20 protein-coding genes and 1 pseudogene are annotated in these 19,952 nt (G+C 28.7%); 8 read left to right on the top strand and 13 right to left on the bottom strand.

All coding sequences use genetic code 11. The annotated features are described in order from the left end of the window. Positions 1 to 672: 672 nt before the first annotated feature. From LXD69_RS16415 to LXD69_RS16400, 4 genes are all read right to left on the bottom strand, one after another. The gene (locus LXD69_RS16415; RefSeq protein WP_045966587.1) at positions 673 to 996 is read right to left on the bottom strand and encodes a DUF4870 domain-containing protein; all 324 of its coding nucleotides are present in this window, start codon (positions 994 to 996) and stop codon (positions 673 to 675) included. 15 nt (positions 997 to 1,011) lie between these two features. Next, the gene (locus tag LXD69_RS16410) at positions 1,012 to 2,271 is read right to left on the bottom strand and encodes a dihydroorotase (RefSeq protein WP_246916167.1); all 1,260 of its coding nucleotides are present in this window, start codon (positions 2,269 to 2,271) and stop codon (positions 1,012 to 1,014) included. After that, complete coding sequence (locus tag LXD69_RS16405; protein ID WP_246916166.1) at positions 2,268 to 4,196, bottom strand: BatA domain-containing protein; 1,929 nt, start codon at positions 4,194 to 4,196, stop codon at positions 2,268 to 2,270. Before LXD69_RS16405 ends, LXD69_RS16410 begins: the two co-directional genes overlap by 4 nt. Before the next feature lie 326 nt (positions 4,197 to 4,522). After that, positions 4,523 to 4,945 carry a DUF1456 family protein gene (locus LXD69_RS16400; RefSeq protein ID WP_045966592.1) on the bottom strand — a complete coding sequence of 141 codons (423 nt, stop codon included), beginning with the start codon at positions 4,943 to 4,945 and terminating at the stop codon, positions 4,523 to 4,525. 66 nt (positions 4,946 to 5,011) lie between these two features. Here LXD69_RS16400 and LXD69_RS16395 point away from each other — a divergent pair. Next, a pseudogene (locus LXD69_RS16395) lies at positions 5,012 to 5,422 on the top strand (TerB family tellurite resistance protein); the annotation flags it as partial. Positions 5,423 to 5,469: 47 nt separating this feature from the next. On the opposite strand, the gene LXD69_RS16390 reads toward LXD69_RS16395, so the two are convergent. Next, entirely contained in the window at positions 5,470 to 6,105 is a 636-nt protein-coding gene (locus LXD69_RS16390) for a peroxiredoxin-like family protein (RefSeq protein WP_246916165.1), read from the bottom strand. 283 nt (positions 6,106 to 6,388) lie between these two features. Between LXD69_RS16390 and LXD69_RS16385 the strand changes: the two genes are divergently transcribed. Next, positions 6,389 to 6,823, top strand: a complete 435-nt coding sequence (locus LXD69_RS16385) for an Hsp20/alpha crystallin family protein (RefSeq protein ID WP_246916164.1) — start codon at positions 6,389 to 6,391, stop codon at positions 6,821 to 6,823. Positions 6,824 to 7,240: 417 nt separating this feature from the next. Here LXD69_RS16385 and LXD69_RS16380 read toward each other — a convergent pair whose 3' ends face one another. Genes LXD69_RS16380 through LXD69_RS16365 form a run of 4 tightly spaced genes read right to left on the bottom strand, consistent with a single transcriptional unit; the run spans position 7,241 to position 9,397 of the window. Further along, positions 7,241 to 7,753 carry a hypothetical protein gene (locus tag LXD69_RS16380; RefSeq protein WP_246916163.1) on the bottom strand — a complete coding sequence of 171 codons (513 nt, stop codon included), beginning with the start codon at positions 7,751 to 7,753 and terminating at the stop codon, positions 7,241 to 7,243. 21 nt (positions 7,754 to 7,774) lie between these two features. Beyond that, entirely contained in the window at positions 7,775 to 8,152 is a 378-nt protein-coding gene (locus LXD69_RS16375; protein ID WP_045966600.1) for a DUF3703 domain-containing protein, read from the bottom strand. A 56-nt stretch (positions 8,153 to 8,208) separates the two neighbouring features. Next, positions 8,209 to 8,865, bottom strand: coding sequence for a suppressor of fused domain protein (locus LXD69_RS16370; protein ID WP_045967432.1), 657 nt, complete (start codon positions 8,863 to 8,865; stop codon positions 8,209 to 8,211). A 13-nt stretch (positions 8,866 to 8,878) separates the two neighbouring features. After that, positions 8,879 to 9,397, bottom strand: coding sequence for a GNAT family N-acetyltransferase (locus LXD69_RS16365; protein ID WP_045966602.1), 519 nt, complete (start codon positions 9,395 to 9,397; stop codon positions 8,879 to 8,881). 466 nt (positions 9,398 to 9,863) lie between these two features. Here LXD69_RS16365 and LXD69_RS16360 point away from each other — a divergent pair, with 466 nt between their 5' ends. From LXD69_RS16360 to LXD69_RS16350, 3 genes are read left to right on the top strand one after another with little or no spacing between them, the layout of a single operon-like run. After that, positions 9,864 to 10,832 carry a multicopper oxidase domain-containing protein gene (locus LXD69_RS16360; protein WP_246916162.1) on the top strand — a complete coding sequence of 323 codons (969 nt, stop codon included), beginning with the start codon at positions 9,864 to 9,866 and terminating at the stop codon, positions 10,830 to 10,832. Between the two features lie 17 nt (positions 10,833 to 10,849). Continuing rightward, positions 10,850 to 11,278, top strand: coding sequence for a hypothetical protein (locus LXD69_RS16355; RefSeq protein WP_045966604.1), 429 nt, complete (start codon positions 10,850 to 10,852; stop codon positions 11,276 to 11,278). Positions 11,279 to 11,320: 42 nt separating this feature from the next. Then, positions 11,321 to 12,781: a tyrosinase family protein gene (locus LXD69_RS16350; protein ID WP_246916161.1), complete on the top strand. Its 1,461-nt coding sequence runs from the start codon at positions 11,321 to 11,323 to the stop codon at positions 12,779 to 12,781. Positions 12,782 to 12,896: 115 nt separating this feature from the next. Here the strand turns inward: LXD69_RS16350 and LXD69_RS16345 are convergent, their stop codons facing one another. Next, complete coding sequence (locus LXD69_RS16345) at positions 12,897 to 13,469, bottom strand: pentapeptide repeat-containing protein (RefSeq protein ID WP_246916160.1); 573 nt, start codon at positions 13,467 to 13,469, stop codon at positions 12,897 to 12,899. 63 nt (positions 13,470 to 13,532) lie between these two features. Beyond that, a complete protein-coding gene (locus tag LXD69_RS16340) occupies positions 13,533 to 14,882 on the bottom strand; it encodes a DEAD/DEAH box helicase (protein WP_246916159.1) in 1,350 nt (449 codons plus the stop codon). Positions 14,883 to 15,004: 122 nt separating this feature from the next. On the opposite strand from LXD69_RS16340, the gene trxA reads away from it, so the two are divergent. From trxA to LXD69_RS16325, 3 genes are all read left to right on the top strand, one after another. Continuing rightward, the gene (gene trxA / locus LXD69_RS16335; protein WP_045971754.1) at positions 15,005 to 15,307 is read left to right on the top strand and encodes a thioredoxin; all 303 of its coding nucleotides are present in this window, start codon (positions 15,005 to 15,007) and stop codon (positions 15,305 to 15,307) included. A gap of 102 nt (positions 15,308 to 15,409) precedes the next feature. Further along, positions 15,410 to 15,796 (top strand): rhodanese-like domain-containing protein, encoded by a 387-nt coding sequence (locus LXD69_RS16330; protein WP_045971752.1) that lies wholly within the window; start codon positions 15,410 to 15,412, stop codon positions 15,794 to 15,796. Between the two features lie 18 nt (positions 15,797 to 15,814). Then, positions 15,815 to 16,039: a YgaP family membrane protein gene (locus LXD69_RS16325; protein ID WP_045971750.1), complete on the top strand. Its 225-nt coding sequence runs from the start codon at positions 15,815 to 15,817 to the stop codon at positions 16,037 to 16,039. A gap of 30 nt (positions 16,040 to 16,069) precedes the next feature. Here LXD69_RS16325 and LXD69_RS16320 read toward each other — a convergent pair whose 3' ends face one another. Together LXD69_RS16320 and uvrA are read right to left on the bottom strand one after the other, a co-directional pair. Next, a complete protein-coding gene (locus LXD69_RS16320) occupies positions 16,070 to 16,795 on the bottom strand; it encodes an LOG family protein (protein WP_045971747.1) in 726 nt (241 codons plus the stop codon). Positions 16,796 to 16,829: 34 nt separating this feature from the next. After that, complete coding sequence (gene uvrA, locus LXD69_RS16315; RefSeq protein ID WP_246916158.1) at positions 16,830 to 19,661, bottom strand: excinuclease ABC subunit UvrA; 2,832 nt, start codon at positions 19,659 to 19,661, stop codon at positions 16,830 to 16,832. Positions 19,662 to 19,952: the final 291 nt, after the last annotated feature.

Genomic DNA, 19,952 nt, shown 5'->3' with positions numbered 1-19,952 from the left:
GCTCCTCAGATTATGTATAATTTAATTTATGATAAAATCATACAAAACTAACTTGTATTGGTTAAGTATGTGTTACAAACGTAACCTATTCTTTTTAAACTTGCAATACGTGTAAAAACTGACTTACATTTTTTAACATGTTTTGTGTTTTAAATTGCTTTGTATCTCTAAAAATGTTTGGAGTTCATTTTTTGAAGATTTATTATCAACTGTAAAAATGGGTTTATTGTGGGTTTTTCTTTGTGCAACAAATTTGTAAATGGGATATTTAAACTCAGCAATTTTATTGTTAATAGTGATGTTTGTGTTAGATTTTGAAAAGGGTTCTTCTATAATTATAAATTCGTTATAATTATTTGGAATTAGGATTTGTTTGAGGAGGATTTTGTTTTTTAATGTATAAACAATGTAAATGTTTTTTTGATTGTCTGTGGCTAGTCCTTTTTTTAGGCATGGTATTACTGCTAAAATAAATAGGGCTATGAAACTGATTATGAGTGTTAAAATGTTAGATTTCTCTACTGGGCTACTCTTGTAGATACTGTAGATTGTACTTAAAATGAGTGCTAAAGGAAAGAGTAAAAGAATAATGAATATTCCTTTACTCTTTAGTTTGATTACATCGGTTAAAATGATTTTCGATTTTATTTTTTCACTTTTAGAAGTGATCATTTATAAGCTTTTAAAGCATTTTTGATAAAATTCACCTACTAGTGGTACTATTTTCTTTTCTCCATTTAGAGCGCCTAGGAAACCGTAAATCCAAAGGATGAAAATAAATAACCAAAATGCAGAGGAAACCATCCAACTATTGAAATAGCCTATAGGATAACCTAAGAAGAAGAAAGTTAAAAAAATACCTAATGCTTGACGAATGTGAAAACTGGCAAATTCACTTTTCTTTTCATCTTGATTCATAAAAATTGCAATAACGCTTCCTATTATGGTTATATAGCTTACTAGAGCTGCGTTTTTCCCTTTTTCTATATCGTTCATTATGATTGTAAATTATTAATTATTAATTATTAATTTTTTATTGTTGTATATTCCATATACTTTTCCTTTTGTTTTTTGTTGTAGAAAAGCGGAGTTTTTTGATTTTGATAAAATGTTTTCTTTGGTAAATATTTCTTCTCCATCTGGATTGAAGAAGCTTAATTCTGCTTTTGTATTGATTTCTATTTTGTTTTCTTCAATTTCGAAGATTTTTTTTGCAGCGGTTAGTTTTTCAATAACCACTTCAAGTGGTAAAACAGTTAATAATGCTCCAAAAGCACTTTCTAAACCAATGGTTCCGTCTTTTGCTAAATCAAATTCTAATTTTTTATGTTCAATATCTAGCGGGTTATGATCTGATGTAATACAGTCAATTGTTCCATTAATTACGGCTTCTATTAGTGCTTTTCGCGTAACTTCATCTCGTAATGGTGGTGTTACTTTATATCGTGAATCGAATCCTGACAGTATTTCTTCATTTAAGACTAAATGATGTACGGAAACGCTACAAGTTACTTGTAATCCTTTGGCTTTAGCTTCTTTAATTAATTGTATTGATTTCTGAGTAGAAATGGTTGGAATGTGTAATTTTCCACCAGTGTATTCTAGTAAGAATAAATTGCGAGCAATGTGTAGTTCTTCTGCTAATGCGGGAATTCCTTTTAATCCTAATTTTGTAGAGGCTATTCCTTCATTTACAATTCCTTTTCCTTTTAAGGAGTAATCTTGGCAAAAGCTGATGACTAATCCGTTAAAGTCTTGTACATATTGTAAGGCTATTTTTTGAATATTTGCGTCTTGAATGGCTTTGTTGTAATCTCCAAAAGCAATAGCACCTGCATTTTTCATATCGAATAGTTCGGCCAAGTCTGTTCCTTCGCTATTTTTGGTTAGTGCTCCAATAGGGAATAGAGTAGTGGCTTGGTTTTTAGCTTTGTCGAGTACAAATTTCACTTGCGATTGATTGTCAATCACAGGAAAGCTGTTAGGTTGAAGTGCTATGGCTGTAAAACCACTTTTTGCTGCAACTTGTAATCCGTTTGCAATGGTTTCTCTGTCTTCATAGCCTGGTTCTCCGAAAGAAACGGAAGAGTCAAACCAACCTTGTGAAACATGTAGATTTTCTTTTTCTATAACTTCAATGTTGTTTTCGGAAGCTATGTTTTTTGCAATTTCAATTATGATTCCGTTTTCAATTTTTATATCAACGGTTTGGTTGTGAAACGAACTGTTTTTATCTATTATGGTTGCTTTTTTAATTAAAACGGTTGTCATTTTACGAATTTTTGAATTAGTAGTTCAATCAATAAGAAAAGTAATGTGCCAATAATAAACCATTTCCACAATGCAGTATCGGTTCGTTTTGAATGTAAATCGTTTAAAACGGTTTCAATGCTGTTTACGGTTGTGGTTTTATTGAAAAGTGTTGTGTTTGTATTGTTTAAATCGCTTTCTGTTCTTGGATAGTTGAAACTGATTTCTTCTATTGTGTTTTCAGTTTGCTTTATGTTATAGTTTCCTGCTAATTCTGGATAATCTCCAAAGGCTAGCTTTACTTTTGCATTTATAATTTGTTGCTGTGGAATGAAGCTGTTTTGTTTGTTTGTAATGCTTACAACTTCGTCTTTAGATAAGATAGCATCAATAATTATAGTTTCATTTTCACCTATTGTAAATGTGTTGGTTTTTGAATTTGTTTTGGATTGTGACATATTGTAAAAAGTAGGCACAATTAAAGGTGAGTTTTGAAAATTTGAGTTTTGTTTGTTTATGGGTGCTGTAAAAACAAATAGATTTCCAATTTTGTTTGAAATTGAAATGGCAAAGTTGGTATTGTCTTCAAATTGTAAAATGGGTAATCCATTTCCTGAAGGGATAAAAGATTTTGTTACTTTAGGATATTGAAAGTTACTAACTTTTTTCTCAAATACATTTTTATAAATAGGGTGATTAAAACTTATTTTCGTGATTTGTTTTTCTGTATCAGTAGTGTTTAAAAATTTAAAAGAACCAAAATTTTTACAGAAATTATTTAAGTTTTGAATGTTGTTTTCTATTGATGGGATAAGGATAATTGTTCCTCCTTTGTTGTAAAAAGAGAGTAGAGTAGTTCCTAGTGCTTGTGGAATTTCGGAAATTTCGTTTAAAATAATAGTTTGTTGGTTTTCAATGCTACTATAGTTTAATTTTGTTAGTTCGGTATTAGTAACAACAAACTCATTTTCGGTTAGTATTTTATTTAAAAATTTGTTTTTTTCTTCTGTTCCAATGATAATTGCATTTTGTTTTTTGGGTTGTGAAATGCTAAAGTAAAATTCATTATCATATTGTAAACTATTGTCTTGTAGTGTTACTTTTCCATGAAAAGAATTTTTAGGAATATTTATTTTTAGTTCTTTTTCTGTTTTGTCAAATGTAACTTGTGATTTTGCAATTAATGCTTCTTTGTTATACACTGCAACAGGAATGGCTTCTTCTGTTTTACCATACGATTTTAAAGTGATTTTTATTTCATAAAAGGCATCTAAAACTTGTGATAGGGTAACGTTTTCTATGCTAATGTTGTTTTTGTTTTCTGCAACAGGGTTTATAAAGTAAACTTGATTTGTTTGGTTTAAATCTTCAATTTTTTTAGAATTTGTTCCAATAGCATCTGTAATTATCAGATAATCTTTTTTAGTGTTGGGTTTTTTAGAATCGATTTGTGTTAATAAAAAATCTAATTCAAATGGAAGTGCTGAATATTCTATTTTTTGTAATTCACTTTGTATGGTTTTAATGTCAACATCCCAAAAGACATTATTGTTTGTTAAAAGTGAAAAATTTTGTGTTTCTGGAAGTGATTCTAATAATTCTTGAATGCTTCTTTTTAATAGCTCTCCTTTGTTTCCTTTGGCTTGCATTGAAAAGGAGTTGTCTACTAAAATGATTAATTCATTTTCTTTGTTTTTAGATTCTTTTGCAGTAAAAAAAGGTTGAGCAAAAGCGAATATTAATAGAGCTAAAAGAAGTAAGCGTGTTGCTAAAAGTAACCATTTTTTTAGCGTACTACTTTTTCGGGTTTCTTGTTGTAGTTGGCGTAATAGTTTTACGTTTGTAAAATATTCTTTTTTAAATTTACGGAGTTGGAATAAATGCACTAAAATTGGTATAACCAATAAAAATAGGAAGTATAAAATCTCTGGATGTTTAAACTGCATTTATTTTATTTTTATTTAGAGGGTATTCGTTTAATAATGCCCAAAAATACAAAAATCTTGTGGTTTTTAGTTAAAAGTAGATGGTTGTTCTTATTTATTTTTTTTGATGTTTTTGTAAGATAAAAAAATGAGGAATAATAATGGTATTGTAGTAATAAAAAATAGTTTGAATATTTTTAATAAAATACTTGATGCTATTATAATTAGTAGAAAATAGAAAATGTTTAGAAAACTATTTTTCCATCCTTTTTTTACAGAACTATCGTAGAAAAGAGCTGCTAATGGTGAGAATAGAACCAAAATTCCTATTATACCAAAAAGAAGCATTAGTCTTTTGATTTATTCTTGCCGTTTTTAAAACGTACTTTTTCCACAATAGGTTCTTTTTTAGGAAGTGGTTTCTTCTTTGGTTTTGGCTTAAAAGTTGTTGTTTGTTTTTTGAAGCTCTCTGTTTTTGGTTTTATTTCTCGTTTTTCCGTTGGAGCATCATTTTTATGGCTTTTAATTACATCCATTGGGTTTTTAGGGTTTTCCTTTGTACCACGAAGATGAATAACTAATCCATTTAGAAAATTACGTAGCAATTGATCTCCACATTCTACATAATTAGGGTGATCTTCTTTTCTAAAAATGTTACCAAGTTCGCCTTTTGAAACTCTAAAGTCTACTAATTCTAAGATTTCAACAATTTGATCGTCACGTAATTGAAGTGCAACTCTTAGTTTTTTAAATATATCGTTATTTGTCATGTTTATAAAATATAGGGTTCAAAGATATCTAATTAAATTTAGAATTATTATTTTTACAAAAAAGAATGTAATAATATGGATGATTATCAAGAAAAGATTAGCTTATTACAAGAGATGATTTCTTTTGCTTTAGTAGACGGAGAATTACACGATAGAGAGTATGATTTCATTGAAATGGTGTCGCAAGAACTTGAGATTGATAAGGCTTCTTTTTTGAAGCTTTTTGAGAAAAAAGCGCAAAAAAAGATTATTAAGGATGAGTTTAGTAGGATTTGTCAATTTTATAGGTTGTCTTTATTAATGCATTCAGATGGCATTTTGCATGAGAGAGAACAAATTAAGATAAATGAAATAGGCATTAATATGGGTTTAAATCCGTATGCTATGAAACGTGTTCTTCATTTAATGAAAAATTCTCCTAATAGAATGATTGATGGGGAAGTTTTATTATCGGTTTTTAGTGAACAGCATAATTAAAAAGATTGATTTTAAAATCAATCTTTTTAATTTGTTTATAAGGTAGTTTAAAGCGAAGCAATTATTGCTTCGGTAGAAGCTCTTAGCTTATAGTCTTCTTTGATATAATCAAAAATAATTGTACCCTTTGTATCTACTACATAAGTGGCTGCAATAGGTAGTTCTCCAAGTTGGTTGTTATTACTTTTTTCTAAATTTATTCCAAAATTCAGGTAAATATCTAGTAATTCTTTAGGTAGTTTATAAGTTAAATTAAATTTGCTAGCTGTTTTATTGTCTTTATCAGTTAGTACTTCAAATTCAAGATTGTTTTTTTCAATTGTGTTTAATGAATTATCGGGTGTTTCTGGAGTTATTGCAATTAGAGAAGCTCCTTTTTCTTTTATTTGAGGAAGAATCTCTTGTAAGGCTTTTAATTCTAAATTGCAGTATGGACACCAACCTCCTCTATAAAAAGCAATGATTACTTTACCTTTTTTTATTTGTTCTTGAATAGAAATTATTTTGCCTGTTGCATTTGGTAACTCAATTGTTGGGATTTTATCTCCTGTTTTTAATGCTTGATTGACTAAATTGCTACTTTCTAATTCTTGTATAGCATTTTTCATTATAGCTAGAACTTCTGCTGGAATTTTAGCGGCACTTTGATCTGCGTATTTCTTTAATTCGTCTGTTAAATTCATTTGTTTATTTTTTTTGTAAAGTAACAATCTCTAAAATTATTTTAATGTTAGTTGCCTTACAAAAGCAATGTTTTTTGATTTTTTATATCGATTTGAAGATTCTAATTCTTTTCTTTTTTGATATTTAAAAAACTGAAATTTAGTCAGTTAAATAAAAGTTAATTATTAAAAATAAAGTCAAAATGACCTTTTTATGCTTTATGCAAATGTCATTTTGACTTTTTTATATTTTGGAATGTCTTTTGTTTGATACTAGGAAACGTATAACTTAAAAAAATAAATTATGAACATAGTAAAAACAAATCCAAAAGTATTTTTTCCTTCTATAATAGAAGAATTATTTAAGCCTGATTTTTTTGGAGGAACTCAAGATTTTACAACTAAAGTTCCTGCGGTAAATGTAAAAGAAACTCAAGTTGGTTTTTCAATAGAATTGCTTGTGCCTGGTTTTAAAAAGGAAGATTTTAAAATTGAAATTGATAATGATCTTTTAACTGTTTCATCAGAAGTTACCAAAGATTTAGAAGAAAAAATAGAAACCGATAAATATACGCGTAGAGAGTTTAGTTTTTCATCATTTAAACGTTCTTTTTCTTTACCAGAAACAGTTAACAAAGAGGCTATAAATGCAACTTATGTTGATGGAATTCTATATTTAACTCTTCCAAAAAGAGAAGAAACATTACCAGAACCAAAGCGTTTTATTAAAATTGGTTAATTTTTTTATGTATTTAACAAAATAGCCTAATGTACTCATTAGGCTATTTTGTTGTTTTTAATTTCCAAATAAAATGGGTTATTAAAGTTGTAATTGTACCAAATATCCAAAAATTTAGTGTTATTGCAAATGCAGGTAAACCACATTTTATTTGTCCTTTGGGAAATTGAGGGAAAAATAATTTTGGAAATATAAAAAAATGACAAATTAAAATTAAAATAGAGATTATAAGAATAGGTATTTTTAGTAAAAATCTATTTATTAAATAGAATAGTATTAGTTGCAAAAGGGAAATGCTTAAAATGAAAAAGAGGATCATAATTGTGTTTTTGGGTTTGGTTCTACTTTTCTTTCATTTATGTTTTCTTCTTTTAATGATTTTAATTAAATTTTATGTTTTTGAGATTTATTTTAAGACTAATTGTTATTTTTATATTTAAAGGAATCAGCATAATATTCAATTTGTTCGATTATGTTTTCATCAATATCTTTATTAGATTTTAAATAATTCATTACATTATTATAGCCATTGTAAAATAATCTATCTTTAGATAAGGCGCAGTTTGCATCAAAACTTGTATCATTATTTGCGGCAAGTAAAAGAGGTATGTCTTCTAAGTGTTTATAATCTGCTAAACTATCATAACAAGTTTGTAGTGTTACTAAGAAAGACTCACTTTCATTACAGTTTTCAATTTCTTGTTTTAATAGAAATCTTAAAATTTCCAAATAGTCATTATCTTTTATAATAAAATTAGGGATGAGTAATTCGATTATATTACTTCGTGTTTTTTCATTTAAATCAAATCCTCCATCCCAAGTATCTAATTCATCATTATTCCATTTGAATGCTATTAATGCGAGTACTTCATTATTAGGAAGTTTAGGCTTGGCAATATTAATTTTATCAAGTATTTCTTTTGGAGTCATTAAATCCGTAATGGTTTGCGTTTATATAGGGTTTATTCCTGCTGTAATGAAAATGTTTTGTAATTCTTTTTCAATAGGAAATGGTTTTAATGGAGGTACGTTTGCTCCACCTGGATTACCTACAGGGATTTTACCTACAAATGATTTTATTCCTCCAAAAATTAGTCTTGGAATTTGTCCCACTATTTCTTTACCATTTTTTATTTTGAATCCAAATACAAGCATTTTCCAATGAACAAGACTATGTGAATATGGATATTTTTGTCCAATGATATGTGCTCTTTCTAAATGATTCCAAGCTTTTTCTAAATTGCCTGATGCATATTCTATTTTATAATTTTCTAATTCTATTTCGAAAAAAGGTTTGAGAGATTTAGGTATTAAGGTATAAAATTTCATAATAATTGAATTAGTATTTTAAATAGAATAAGAATTATAAATTTATTTAGGGTTGTTTATTTTCTATTTAAATCGGTTATTAGTAATGGGTTGTCTTTTTTTAATTCCAATATGAGTTTTTCTACTTCGGTTGTTGTTGGATTGGCATTTAGTTTTTCTACTTCATTTTCTGTTATACCTACGAGTTGCAGAAATGATACTTCACCATGAGGAGTGTTGATTTTTCCAAGTTCAGGATCTAATGCTATTACAAAACCTGTTATTTTTGTTTCAGTGTTTAATCTTATTGGACCGTTTGCAGGAATAAAATGATTTTCTTCAAACCAGTTTCCACTTTTATAAACATATCGTGCTAGATTGTTCATGACTTGTACAGCCCATAATGGATCATTTTTATCATCTTCAAAAGGTTTTAATCTAAAAGTAAATTCAAATCCCCATTTACTAAATTCTTCGCCTGCTTTTTCTTCATTATAGTATAAATCAGACATTCCATAACTAATGATGTGTCTATGTAATTCTTGCTTTTCAGAATCATAAATGCTGGCACCATCTATAGGATCAGTTCCGCCTGCAACATAGTGAAGTCCGCATAATGGACCATAGTGTCGAGGTTCTGTTTTTCCGTATATTTTTTCTAGTGAAGCATCTATTGATAACCAGCCTACTGAATCTTCTTCAGTAAATGTTTTTTTATATAGTTCTTTATCCATTATTTTAATTTTATTATGCTTTAATTTTATAAAGTAACCATTCTTCATCATCATTAGGAAGTTTGGCTATTCCTTCTAGTTTTAAATCTAGTTTTTCTAATAGTTTTTGAGATGAAAAATTATCTTTTCTTGTAATGGCTATTATTTCTTTTAATTTAAATTCTTCAAATGCACTGTTTTTTAATTTTTCTACTGCTTCAAATGCATATCCTTTTTTTCCATATTCTGGAAGAAAGGCGAAGCCTATATCAATACCATCTAATCCTTCTCTGTCATATAAACCACAAGTTCCTATTTTAGCATTGTCTGATTTTCGTATTATAGTGTAATTAGAAAAGCTCAGCTTTTCAAGTTGTGATAGCATCTTATTTTCAATATATATAGCTGCATCTTCAATAGTTCTAATGTTTCTATCTCCAATATATTTTAACCAGCTAGGAGTATTAAATAATTCAAATATAAATTTTGCATCTTCTTTAGATGTTGGTCTAAGAATTAATCTTTCAGTATCAAAAGTTTTAAAATCAGTCATTTAAAATTTGTCAGATGTGTTTTTTGTAGCTTTTTTATTATGATTTATTACAAATATAATGATTATTTTTTATAAATATAAAAGCTTTAAAATAGAGAAAAAATGAAATAATTTTTGGAAGTATTTATCTTTTGAAAGTTATTAATATTTTATTTATTAAATATTCTATCTATAAAATTACATTTCTCATATAGCTCAATTTTTATTGAAGAGATTAATCGCTTTTTTAAACTAATTTGAGTAAAGTTTGGTATTTATTATTACTTATACTTTTTAGTAAAAAATAACTATTAAAGTTACAAACTAATTTTAAGAAAAATAATTATTTATGTTTTTTAAAATCAATAAGTTAATCTTAATAAGATTATAGTATTTCTGCCAAAAAATGATAGTAAAACAGGTATTTGTACGCTGTTTTTTTAACTACCTTTAAATTAAATTTGAAAAAATTAACAAGTGTTTATATATGAGCAATCATTTACATTTACAAGTAGAAAAGAAAAGCAGATTATTAATCATAATCTTTTTCTTATGTACGAGTATATCCTTTTTTGCTCAAGAGGAATGTTTAATTATTGGTCGTACTACAGGAGAATTATCTATTAAAGAAAAATTAAATATTAGAGTATTTGGATTTAGTAGTTCTCTTTCAGGTCAAGTTACATTGCCAGGTGTTTCTATTAATGTTATTGAAGGAGATAGTGTAAACATTGATTTTTGGAATATTTCTCAAGGAAATCCTGTTTCTTTATATTGTGAAAGTATAGAATTTTTACAAAAAGAGGAGAATGGAAAAGTGATGAAAGAGAAGAAACCTATTGACCACATGGAACATGGTTTTTATTCATTTAAAGCAGAAAAACCGGGTGTTTACCTTTATTATAGTCCAGAAAATAATCCTTTTAATTTTCAAGCAGGAATGTTTGGAACTATCATTATACAACCAAAAAAGAACGATTCTTTATCTGAAAAAAAAGGGAATGAAGCATTATGGTGTAGTCATGAAATAGATACAAAATGGCATACTGATCAAATTATGAATGTGGCACATGATGATATAAATAAGCCAATAGTTCTTCCTAAATATAATCCTGATTATTTTTTGATTAATGGTAAAATGATTAAAGATATAAAAGGATTACAATCTTTAAATGATATTAAAAGTGAGGGTGTTTTATTAAGATTAGTCAATTCAGGATTATATCTTCATGAAATAGCTTTACCATCGAGTATGAAATTTAAATTAATTTTTGGAGATGCGAATCATGTATTGGTTTCATCTAAAGAAATTAAAATACAGCTTTATCCTAAAGAGTGTTTAGAACTACTTCTTTTTTTAGAGAATATAGAGGAAAAGGAACGAATTCTTTATCGCTTTATTGATCCAATTTTGAAAAAAGTACATTTTAAAGCAAATATTCCTGTTTTTTATTAATATTCAAACCAATAATTATGAAAACAACATTATTTTATAGTATTATTCTTTTATCATTCTCACTTGCATTTTCACAAAGTAAGCCTACTTTTTCTGTAGTAGGGAATGCAATAAATAAAGAAAGTTTATCAAAAAATAAGCGATTAGATATATCAAAAATTAAAGTTGAAAATATTTCTAATAAACCAATATATCTTGTGTGGGAAACAATATATAATTCATTTCCAAAAGAATGGGATTGTTCTATGTGTCAGCATGGAGCTTGTCAAATAGGAATTCCTAAAGGTTCCGTTTTTAATAAACTAAACGCAGATCAGCAAGGCTTTATAGCAATTCATGTAATTCCGGCTAAAAAAGCAGGTAAAGGAGTTGTTAAGTTTAAAATATATGATAAAGCAAATCCTGATTATTCTGAAATTCTAACTTTTGAAGTAGAAGCACTCTAATGTAAACAAACAAATAATCAATATTCACTAAAAACAGACAAAATGAAAAAACTAATTCTTTTATTATCAACTATTTTGATTACAGGCTTAAGCTATAGTCAAAGTAAAAACAACGTAAAATACGTGCGATTGAATGCTTCTTCTCCTGAAGCACAAGCTGATTTGGAAGCCATGAATGTTGCTTTCAAGAAAATGCGAGAGATGGACTGTAGTAATGGTATAGCTTGGTATTATCAAGGTGCTATGCATAATATTCCAAAAGAGATTAACGGAAAAAATGTACTTTGTCCGGAATATCAAACTAGTGCAGATAAATTATGGGCTTGGGGAGATTGTACACATAATGGAACACAAAATGCAAAACTACATTTTCTTCTTTGGCATAGAATGTATATTTGGTACTTAGAAAAGATAGTTAGAGAATTATCGGGGAAAGCTGATTTTGCCTTGCCATACTGGAATTATGGGCAAAATAATACGATGCCAAGTTTGTTGAGTAATAAAGAAACTTCTTTATATGAACAAGCAAGGTATAGTGTGCTTAATGAAGGGAAACCTATTCCTGCGGATAATGTGGAGCAGATTGAGTTAGCACTTAATGAGTTGAAAACAAACCCTACTTTTACAGGAGATGCTGGTTTTAGTAGAAGTTTAGAAGGTTCGCCTCATGGTTATATGCATGATTTAATAGGAGGATCATATGCTAATCCAAGTGAGACTTTTTTTAATGAAATTTATCAATTGAATGATTATTCAGGATTAATGGCAAATGTGCCTTCTGCTGGTTTTGATCCTGTTTTTTGGTTACATCACAGTATGGTGGATCGTATTTGGGAATCTTGGGATGTTACGGCTTATGGACAACGTCCTACGTTAGCAGAATTAGAAGCCAATCCTTGGGTTTATGAATTTATACAACCTGATGGAAGTCATATTACCTATACTATGAAAGAATTATATGATGTAGTGTTTAATTTAGATTATAGTTATGATAATTTACTTTATACTTCTGAACCTGCTGTTTTAGCAACCAATGAATCAATGGCAAAGAGTAAGATTGCGTTTCAAGATCCAAAAACAAAAGTTATTTGGGAACAAAAAGTAGGAAAAACACTTGGAGATGATGTTTTTAAGCATAAAATAGTTAATACTTTATCGAAAAGTACTAATAAAGTTTTAAAAAGTAGCGCTAATGCTTATATAGTGTTGAATTTAGATGTAGTAGTTTATAAAGAGCCAAAAGATTATTATACGGTATATCTTCGCTATCCTGGAAAAGAAGATCAATATGTTGGAACAATGACTTTTTTTGGTGTTGCTCATGATCATGGAACAGGAGAAAACCATACTATAGGAGAAAATGGTGTAAAACTAAATTACTCTTATTATGTTTCTGATGATTTATTGGATTCTGATAAAAACTTTGAGGTAATAATCAAAAAGAAAGGTGGTGGAGATGTGAAAGTTACATTGGAGAAAATCAGTATGACAACTATCAACTAGATCTAATTTTATATTTTAAAAGCGATACTTAAAATGAGTATCGCTTTTTTTATTATATAGAGTTTTTCGTAATTTTTTGAATAGATTAATTAAAAGACTTCTATGCTAAACAGTATTATTTTATAATAATATCATATTTTGACAATAAGCCTTGTAATCCTTCTAGTGAAAATTGTGCTTTTTTTATTTTATTTATTTCAGGATCAAGAGTGTAGTTGAAACTTGTTGTGAAATCAGCTTTGTTAAGTGTTGTTTCTATGAAAACGGTTCTGCGTAAGTCGCAATGATCAAAGATTGCTTCTGTTAAATCGGTTTTCATAAAATCGGCAGAAACAAGACTACAACCTGTAAATCTTATTTTTTTTAATTTTAAAGCATAAAATTTGGAATAATCTAAAAGGCAGTCTGTAAAATTAAAATCGTAAATAACTTGATCTGTCATGGCAAAATTTACATTTGTAAAGTCGCATTTAAAAAATTCTACACCACGTAAAGAAACATAATTAATTTTAGTATCATTAAAATTACATTCTGTAAATGTACAATCTATAAAATATACGCTAGTAAAATAGCAGTTTCTAAAATCACAATTGATAAATTGACAATTTTCAAATTCTTTATATTTAATATCATCTTCTTTGAAAATATTTCCTGAAAATTGTTGATCTTGAAAAAAATCGTTTGTCATTTTACGATATTTTGGATATTTGTTTTTATAATAACATTTACAAAGTTGAATGTAGATGATGTGTTATTTCTTTTTCCGTTTAGCTGCTTTTTTTGCTTCAGCAGCTCTGTTTCTAGGCGCTGTTTTTCTAGGTTTTGTTTTTCCAGGTCCACCAAGATTTACTTTCTTATTTTTATCTTTCTTTTCATGGAAAGCAGCACCTCTTTCGTCAGTATTTATTTTTTTACCAATAGATTTAAATCTACGTTTGTCTTTTTCAAATTCAAGTTTTTTCTCTGAAATTTCAATAGAATCGGGCATTTCTAAAATATCAATTTCCATATTCATTAGCATTTCAACAGCTAATAATTTTTCGTCTTCATAAGGTGCCACAAAACTAATAGCAATACCTTCTTTGTCAGCACGACCTGTTCTACCAATTCTATGAATATATTGTTCTGGAATTTCAGAAAATTGTAAATTGAAAACATGAGTAATATCTGAAATATCTAAACCACGAGCCATTACATCGGTTGTGATGATTCCTCTTAGTTTTGCATTTTGAAAATTAGCCATTGTACTCAAACGGTAATTTTGAGATTTATTAGAGTGGATTACTCCAAACTGATCTGGGAAATCTTCATTTAATAATTCAAAAGCAACATCTACTAATTTTTTATTGTTTACGAAAATTAAAACACGCTCTGTTGTTTCATCTGTAGATAAAAGATGTTTAATTACGTTAACTTTCGTAAGGAAATTAGGTACATGATATAATTTTTGAGTAATTTGCTCTAATGGTGTTCCACTAGGAGCTAAAGATACTTCTTCTGGAAATTCAAAAAATTCATCTAAAACAGCATCTACATCTTCAGTCATAGTAGCAGAAAACAGAATATTTTGTCTTTTGCTTTTCATCATAGATAGGATAGATGTTAATTGAACGCGAAAACCAAGATTTAAGATTTCATCAAACTCATCAATAACTAATTTTTGTAAAGCATCGAAACGTAAAACTCCATCAAGAGCTAAATCCATTGTTCGTCCTGGAGTTCCTACTAAAATATCAACTCCTTCAGCTAAACTTTTACGTTGAGTATTGATATTAACGCCTCCATAAATACCAAGTGAACGAACAGACATAAATTGGGTTAGTTTCTCTACTTCTTCCACTACTTGAACTACAAGTTCACGAGTAGGTACAAGGATAAGAACTCTAGGAGAATCTGTATTTTGAAATTTCCATTGTTTTAAAATAGGAACTAAATACGCAAATGTTTTACCCGTACCAGTTTGAGCAATTCCCATCATGTCTCTTCCTGATAAAACCACTGAAAATGATTTTTCCTGAATTGGAGTTGGATGAACAAAACCTAGTTCATCTATTGCTTTTTGAAGTGATTTAGGTAAGTCGAAATCTTGAAATGTTTTCATCAATGCTGTATTTTGGGCAAAGGTACGTAATCTTTTTGGGATTGAAGATGTTGCTTTATGTAACTTAGATTACATTTTTTGAGAATAGTTTTTTGTAATTTCGTAATATAAAAGAAATAGTTATGAATGAAAAATTTAATGCACTTATAGGACAGGAACAATTAACCTTGGTAGATTTTTATGCTGACTGGTGTGGACCGTGTAAAACAATGTCGCCTATATTACAAGAAACAAAATCGATATTGAAAGATGAGGTTAAAATTATTAAAATAAATGTTGATCAATATCAAGATTTAGCGAGTGAGTTTATGGTAAGAGGTGTGCCGACTTTAATTTTATTTAAAGAAGGTAAAATGTTATGGAGACAATCAGGAGTTGTTTCATCAAGAGACTTAGTTTCAATTATTAAACAGCAATTGAATTAATTTTTTTGTATATTTAGACGTCAAAAAAGAATTGTTTTTAGATATAAATGGTTTAAAAAGATTCAAAAATTGATTTCTTAAATTATTTAAAATAAAATACGAATGAAATTTAGATTAGTAATTATTAGCTTTGTTTTCTTAGCAGCAACTGCTTGTTTAAAAGAAAAAACAGAAGGTATTACCGTTTCTGATGTTGTGTTTGAGCAGAGAATGAATGAGAAAGATGTGCAATTAGTTGATGTGAGAACTTCTGATGAGTTTTCTTCTGGGCATCTTATAAATGCTATGAATATTGATGTTAAAGCCGATGATTTTGATGTTAAAGTGACTAATCTAGATAAACAAAAACCAGTTTTAGTATATTGTAAATCAGGAGGAAGAAGTAGTAAAGCTGTTGAGAAACTTAAAAATCTAGGTTTTACTAATATTGTAGAGTTAGATGGAGGAATTACGAGTTGGAAAGCGAATGGAAAACCAATAGAAAATTAATTTAATATTATATATCTTATGAAAAAAAATATTGGGAATGGGGATCGTTTTCTTCGAATTATTATTGGTGTAATTGCATTGATATTAGGGCTTTCAGGTTCTATTGATGGTACACTAAAATGGATTGTATTAGTATTAGGTTTAGTAATGGTTGTTACATCTTCAATACAATTTTGCGGAATTTATGCACTTTTAGGTATAAATACTTGTAAAGTGAAGCATCATAAGAAAAATAAAAGATAAAAAAAACCGACCATAAGGTCGGTTTGATATTTAAAAATTAGGAGACAGATTGTATTTTTTATAAAAATTATCAAGTGCTTCTAATACTTGGTCTTCATTGTCAACAATTGTAAATAAATCTAAATCGTGAGAGCTTACATTGTTGAATTTTTCTAAAAGTACTGTTTTTACCCAATCCATTAAACCGCTCCAGAACTCTGTTCCGACTAATATTATAGGGAATTTAGCAATTTTTTTAGTTTGAATTAGCGTAATTGCTTCAAATAATTCATCCAATGTTCCAAAACCACCTGGCATTACTACAAATCCTTGAGAATATTTTACAAACATTACTTTTCTTACGAAGAAATAATCAAAATTTAAGTTTTTATCTCTATCAATATAAGGGTTGAAATGTTGTTCAAAAGGTAAATCGATGTTTAAACCTACCGAAGTTCCACCACCATAATGAGCTCCTTTATTTCCAGCTTCCATAATACCAGGACCACCACCAGTAATAACACCATAACCACCTTTACTAATTTTATAGGCTATTTTTTCAGCTAATAAATAGTATTTGTCTTCTGGTTTTGTTCTTGCCGAACCAAATATAGATACACAAGGGCCAATTCTTCCCATTGCTTCATATCCATTAACAAATTCAGACATGATTTTAAAAATTGCCCAAGAATCGTTTGTTCTTATTTCGTTCCAAGTTTTTTGTTTGAATTTCTCTTGAATTCTGTAATCTTCGTTTTCGTATTGCTCTAATGCCATTTTTCTTTTCTTATTTTAAAATTAATCAAGCTTGCTAAGATAATTCTTTTTTTAAAAACTGGGCAGTATAACTTTTCTTATTTTTTATAATTTCTTCGGGTGTTCCTTTTGCTATTAATTGTCCACCACCTTTTCCGCCTTCATATCCAATATCAATAACATAATCGGCTAGTTTTACAACATCTAAGTTATGTTCAATAATTAATACAGTATTTCCTTTGTCTACTAATTTATTGATAACATCCATTAAAACACGAATATCTTCAAAATGTAGACCAGTTGTAGGTTCATCTAATATATAAAAAGTATTACCTGTATCTTTCTTTGAAAGTTCTGTTGCGAGTTTTACTCGTTGCGCTTCACCACCAGAAAGGGTTGTGCTTTGCTGTCCAAGAGTTATATAGCCTAATCCAACATCTTGGATGGTTTTTACTTTTCTATATATTTTTGGAATGTTTTCAAAGAAGTCTACTGCTTCGTCAACAGTCATATTTAATATATCGGAAATAGATTTTCCTTTATATCTGATTTCTAAAGTTTCTCTATTAAAACGTTTACCTTGACATGTTTCACATTCTACATATACATCAGGTAGAAAACTCATTTCTATAGTACGAACACCAGAACCTTCGCAAGTTTCACAACGACCACCTTTTACATTAAAGCTGAAACGACCAGGTTTGTATCCTCTAATTTGAGCTTCTGGTGTTAGGGTAAATAGACTTCTTATTTCTGAGAAAACATCAGTATAAGTAGCAGGATTACTTCTTGGAGTTCTTCCTATTGGACTTTGATCTATGTCAATTACTTTGTCAATATGTTCTAGTCCTTCAATTTTTTTATATGGTTGTGGTTTTTTTACTGCATTAAAGAAGTGCGTATTTAAAATAGGGTAGAGTGTTTCGTTAATTAATGTAGATTTCCCACTTCCAGAAACACCTGTAACACAGATTAGTTTTCCTAATGGAAATTCTACAGTTACATTTTTTAAATTATTTCCTGTTGCACCAGTTAACTTTAGTGTTTTTCCATTTCCTTCTCTACGTGTTGTAGGAACTTCAATACTCATTTTTCCATTCATGTATTGAGCGGTAATAGTATTGTGCTTTAAAATTTCTTGTGGAGTTCCTTCGCTAATAATTTGACCACCGAAACGACCAGCTTTTGGACCAATATCAATAACATGATCAGCTCTTTCAATCATGTCTTTATCATGTTCTACAACAATAACAGAATTTCCTAGATCGCGAAGGCTTTCTAAGGACTTTATTAAGCGTTCATTATCTCTTTGATGTAAGCCAATACTAGGTTCGTCTAAAATATATAAAACGCCTACTAATTGTGATCCAATTTGTGTTGCTAAGCGAATACGTTGTGCTTCTCCACCAGATAATGTTTTAGAACCTCTATTTAAGGATAGATAATTTAAACCAACATCAAGTAAAAATTGAAGTCGAGCAATTATTTCTTTTAATATTTCAGTTGCAATAGTCGCTTGTTTTTCGGATAAATGCTTTGGTAAATTAGCAAACCATTCTGCTAATTCAGAGATATCCATTTGGACTAAATCTCCTATGTTTTTTTCATTTATTTTAAAATAAAGTGCTTCTTTTCTTAAACGTGTTCCATTACATTCAGGGCAATCATTTTCGTCCATGAATTCTTTTGCCCAACGCTTTATGGAAGCTGAATTACTTTCTTCATATTGATTTTTGATAAAGTTTGAAATTCCTTCAAAATCAATTTTATAGTCTTTTGTAATTCCCATTACTTTAGAAACAACAGAGAATTTTTCATTTCCTCCATATAAAATCATTTCCATTGCTTCTTTTGGAAGTGTTTCAATAGGGTCTGTTATTTTGAATTCAAATTTTTGTGCAATTATTTCTAATTGTTTAAAAATCCATGAATTTTTATAATCTCCTAGAGGAATAAAACCACCGTTTTTTATAGATAGTTTTGGATTAGGTATAATTTTTCCAAGATTAATTTCGTGAACGGTTCCTAATCCGTTACAATTAGAACAAGCTCCTTTTGGAGAGTTGAAAGAAAAGTTATTAGGTTCAGGATTAGGATAAGATATTCCCGATGAAGGACACATTAATGTTCTACTATAATAGCGTGCTTCTTGACTTTCTTGTTCAATTACCATTAAAATATCATCTCCATGGTACATTGCCGTTTTAATACTTTCATTTAATCTTTTATCAGTATCTTCATCATCTTCAATGGCAAGTCTATCAATTACAATTTCGATATCATGTGTTTTATATCGATCTATTTTCATTCCAAATTCTAAATCCTTAATTTGTCCATCTACACGAACTTTTAAAAAACCTTGTTTTGAAATTTGTTCAAATAATTCTCTATAATGTCCTTTTCTAGAACGAATTACAGGCGCTAATATGTTAATTCTTTTGCCTTGAAAGTCTTCAATAATAAGTTTTTTTATTTGCTCATCTGAGTAAGAAACCATTTTCTCTCCTGTATTATAGCTATAAGCATCTGCTGCTCTGGCATATAAAAGACGGAGAAAGTCATATATTTCGGTTATTGTACCAACAGTTGAACGCGGACTTTTACTAGTTGTTTTTTGTTCAATTGCGATAACAGGTGAAAGACCATCAATTTTATCTACATCGGGTCTTTCTAATCCACCTAAAAATTGTCTGGCATAAGCTGAAAAGGTTTCAATATATCTACGCTGACCTTCTGCATAAATAGTATCAAATGCAAGGGAAGATTTTCCAGAACCCGATAATCCAGTTATAACAACTAGCTTTTCTCTGGGAATGGTAACATCTATATTTTTTAGGTTATGTGCTCTTGCACCTATGATCTCAATAGTATCGTCTGTGTTTAACATAATTTTTGGCAAAATGCAAAGATACTATTTTTAAGTAGATAAGTATTTTTGATTTTTAAATTAGATGGCTATTTTTTAATAAATTAAAATTATTTAGGAATAGGATTAAGAATAAAGCATAATGATTTTAGATTAGTTGTTATTACTAATATTTCTCCTAGACTTTACTGGGGTACTTTTATTGAGAATGGGTTAGAAACAATTGATCTAGATAGTAATTTTGAAATTGTTGAAACTGATTTGGATGCAATAAGTTTACTTGAAGTTGAAAATATCTTGTAGAGATGGAGC

The sequence above is a fragment of the Flavobacterium sediminilitoris genome, assembly GCF_023008245.1.
GTDB classification, from domain to species: domain Bacteria; phylum Bacteroidota; class Bacteroidia; order Flavobacteriales; family Flavobacteriaceae; genus Flavobacterium; species Flavobacterium sediminilitoris.
This window is presented reverse-complemented; position numbering and strand designations above follow the sequence as displayed.

Excerpts from the sequence above, each read along its gene's own strand:
- LXD69_RS16415 (WP_045966587.1), bottom strand. The coding sequence starts at position 996 with ATGAACGATATAGAAAAAGGGAAAAACGCAGCTCTAGTAAGCTATATA.
- LXD69_RS16365 (WP_045966602.1), bottom strand. The coding sequence starts at position 9,397 with ATGACTGATTTTAAAACTTTTGATACTGAAAGATTAATTCTTAGACCA.
- LXD69_RS16380 (WP_246916163.1), bottom strand. The coding sequence starts at position 7,753 with ATGACTCCAAAAGAAATACTTGATAAAATTAATATTGCCAAGCCTAAA.
- LXD69_RS16400 (WP_045966592.1), bottom strand. The coding sequence starts at position 4,945 with ATGACAAATAACGATATATTTAAAAAACTAAGAGTTGCACTTCAATTA.
- LXD69_RS16350 (WP_246916161.1), top strand. The coding sequence starts at position 11,321 with ATGAAAAAACTAATTCTTTTATTATCAACTATTTTGATTACAGGCTTA.
- LXD69_RS16345 (WP_246916160.1), bottom strand. The coding sequence starts at position 13,469 with ATGACAAACGATTTTTTTCAAGATCAACAATTTTCAGGAAATATTTTC.
- LXD69_RS16390 (WP_246916165.1), bottom strand. The coding sequence starts at position 6,105 with ATGAATTTAACAGACGAATTAAAGAAATACGCAGATCAAAGTGCCGCT.
- LXD69_RS16410 (WP_246916167.1), bottom strand. The coding sequence starts at position 2,271 with ATGACAACCGTTTTAATTAAAAAAGCAACCATAATAGATAAAAACAGT.
- LXD69_RS16330 (WP_045971752.1), top strand. The coding sequence starts at position 15,410 with ATGAAATTTAGATTAGTAATTATTAGCTTTGTTTTCTTAGCAGCAACT.
- LXD69_RS16405 (WP_246916166.1), bottom strand. The coding sequence starts at position 4,196 with ATGCAGTTTAAACATCCAGAGATTTTATACTTCCTATTTTTATTGGTT.
- uvrA (WP_246916158.1), bottom strand. The coding sequence starts at position 19,661 with ATGTTAAACACAGACGATACTATTGAGATCATAGGTGCAAGAGCACAT.
- LXD69_RS16375 (WP_045966600.1), bottom strand. The coding sequence starts at position 8,152 with ATGAAATTTTATACCTTAATACCTAAATCTCTCAAACCTTTTTTCGAA.
- LXD69_RS16355 (WP_045966604.1), top strand. The coding sequence starts at position 10,850 with ATGAAAACAACATTATTTTATAGTATTATTCTTTTATCATTCTCACTT.
- LXD69_RS16340 (WP_246916159.1), bottom strand. The coding sequence starts at position 14,882 with ATGAAAACATTTCAAGATTTCGACTTACCTAAATCACTTCAAAAAGCA.
- LXD69_RS16370 (WP_045967432.1), bottom strand. The coding sequence starts at position 8,865 with ATGGATAAAGAACTATATAAAAAAACATTTACTGAAGAAGATTCAGTA.
- LXD69_RS16320 (WP_045971747.1), bottom strand. The coding sequence starts at position 16,795 with ATGGCATTAGAGCAATACGAAAACGAAGATTACAGAATTCAAGAGAAA.
- LXD69_RS16385 (WP_246916164.1), top strand. The coding sequence starts at position 6,389 with ATGAACATAGTAAAAACAAATCCAAAAGTATTTTTTCCTTCTATAATA.
- LXD69_RS16360 (WP_246916162.1), top strand. The coding sequence starts at position 9,864 with ATGAGCAATCATTTACATTTACAAGTAGAAAAGAAAAGCAGATTATTA.
- LXD69_RS16325 (WP_045971750.1), top strand. The coding sequence starts at position 15,815 with ATGAAAAAAAATATTGGGAATGGGGATCGTTTTCTTCGAATTATTATT.
- trxA (WP_045971754.1), top strand. The coding sequence starts at position 15,005 with ATGAATGAAAAATTTAATGCACTTATAGGACAGGAACAATTAACCTTG.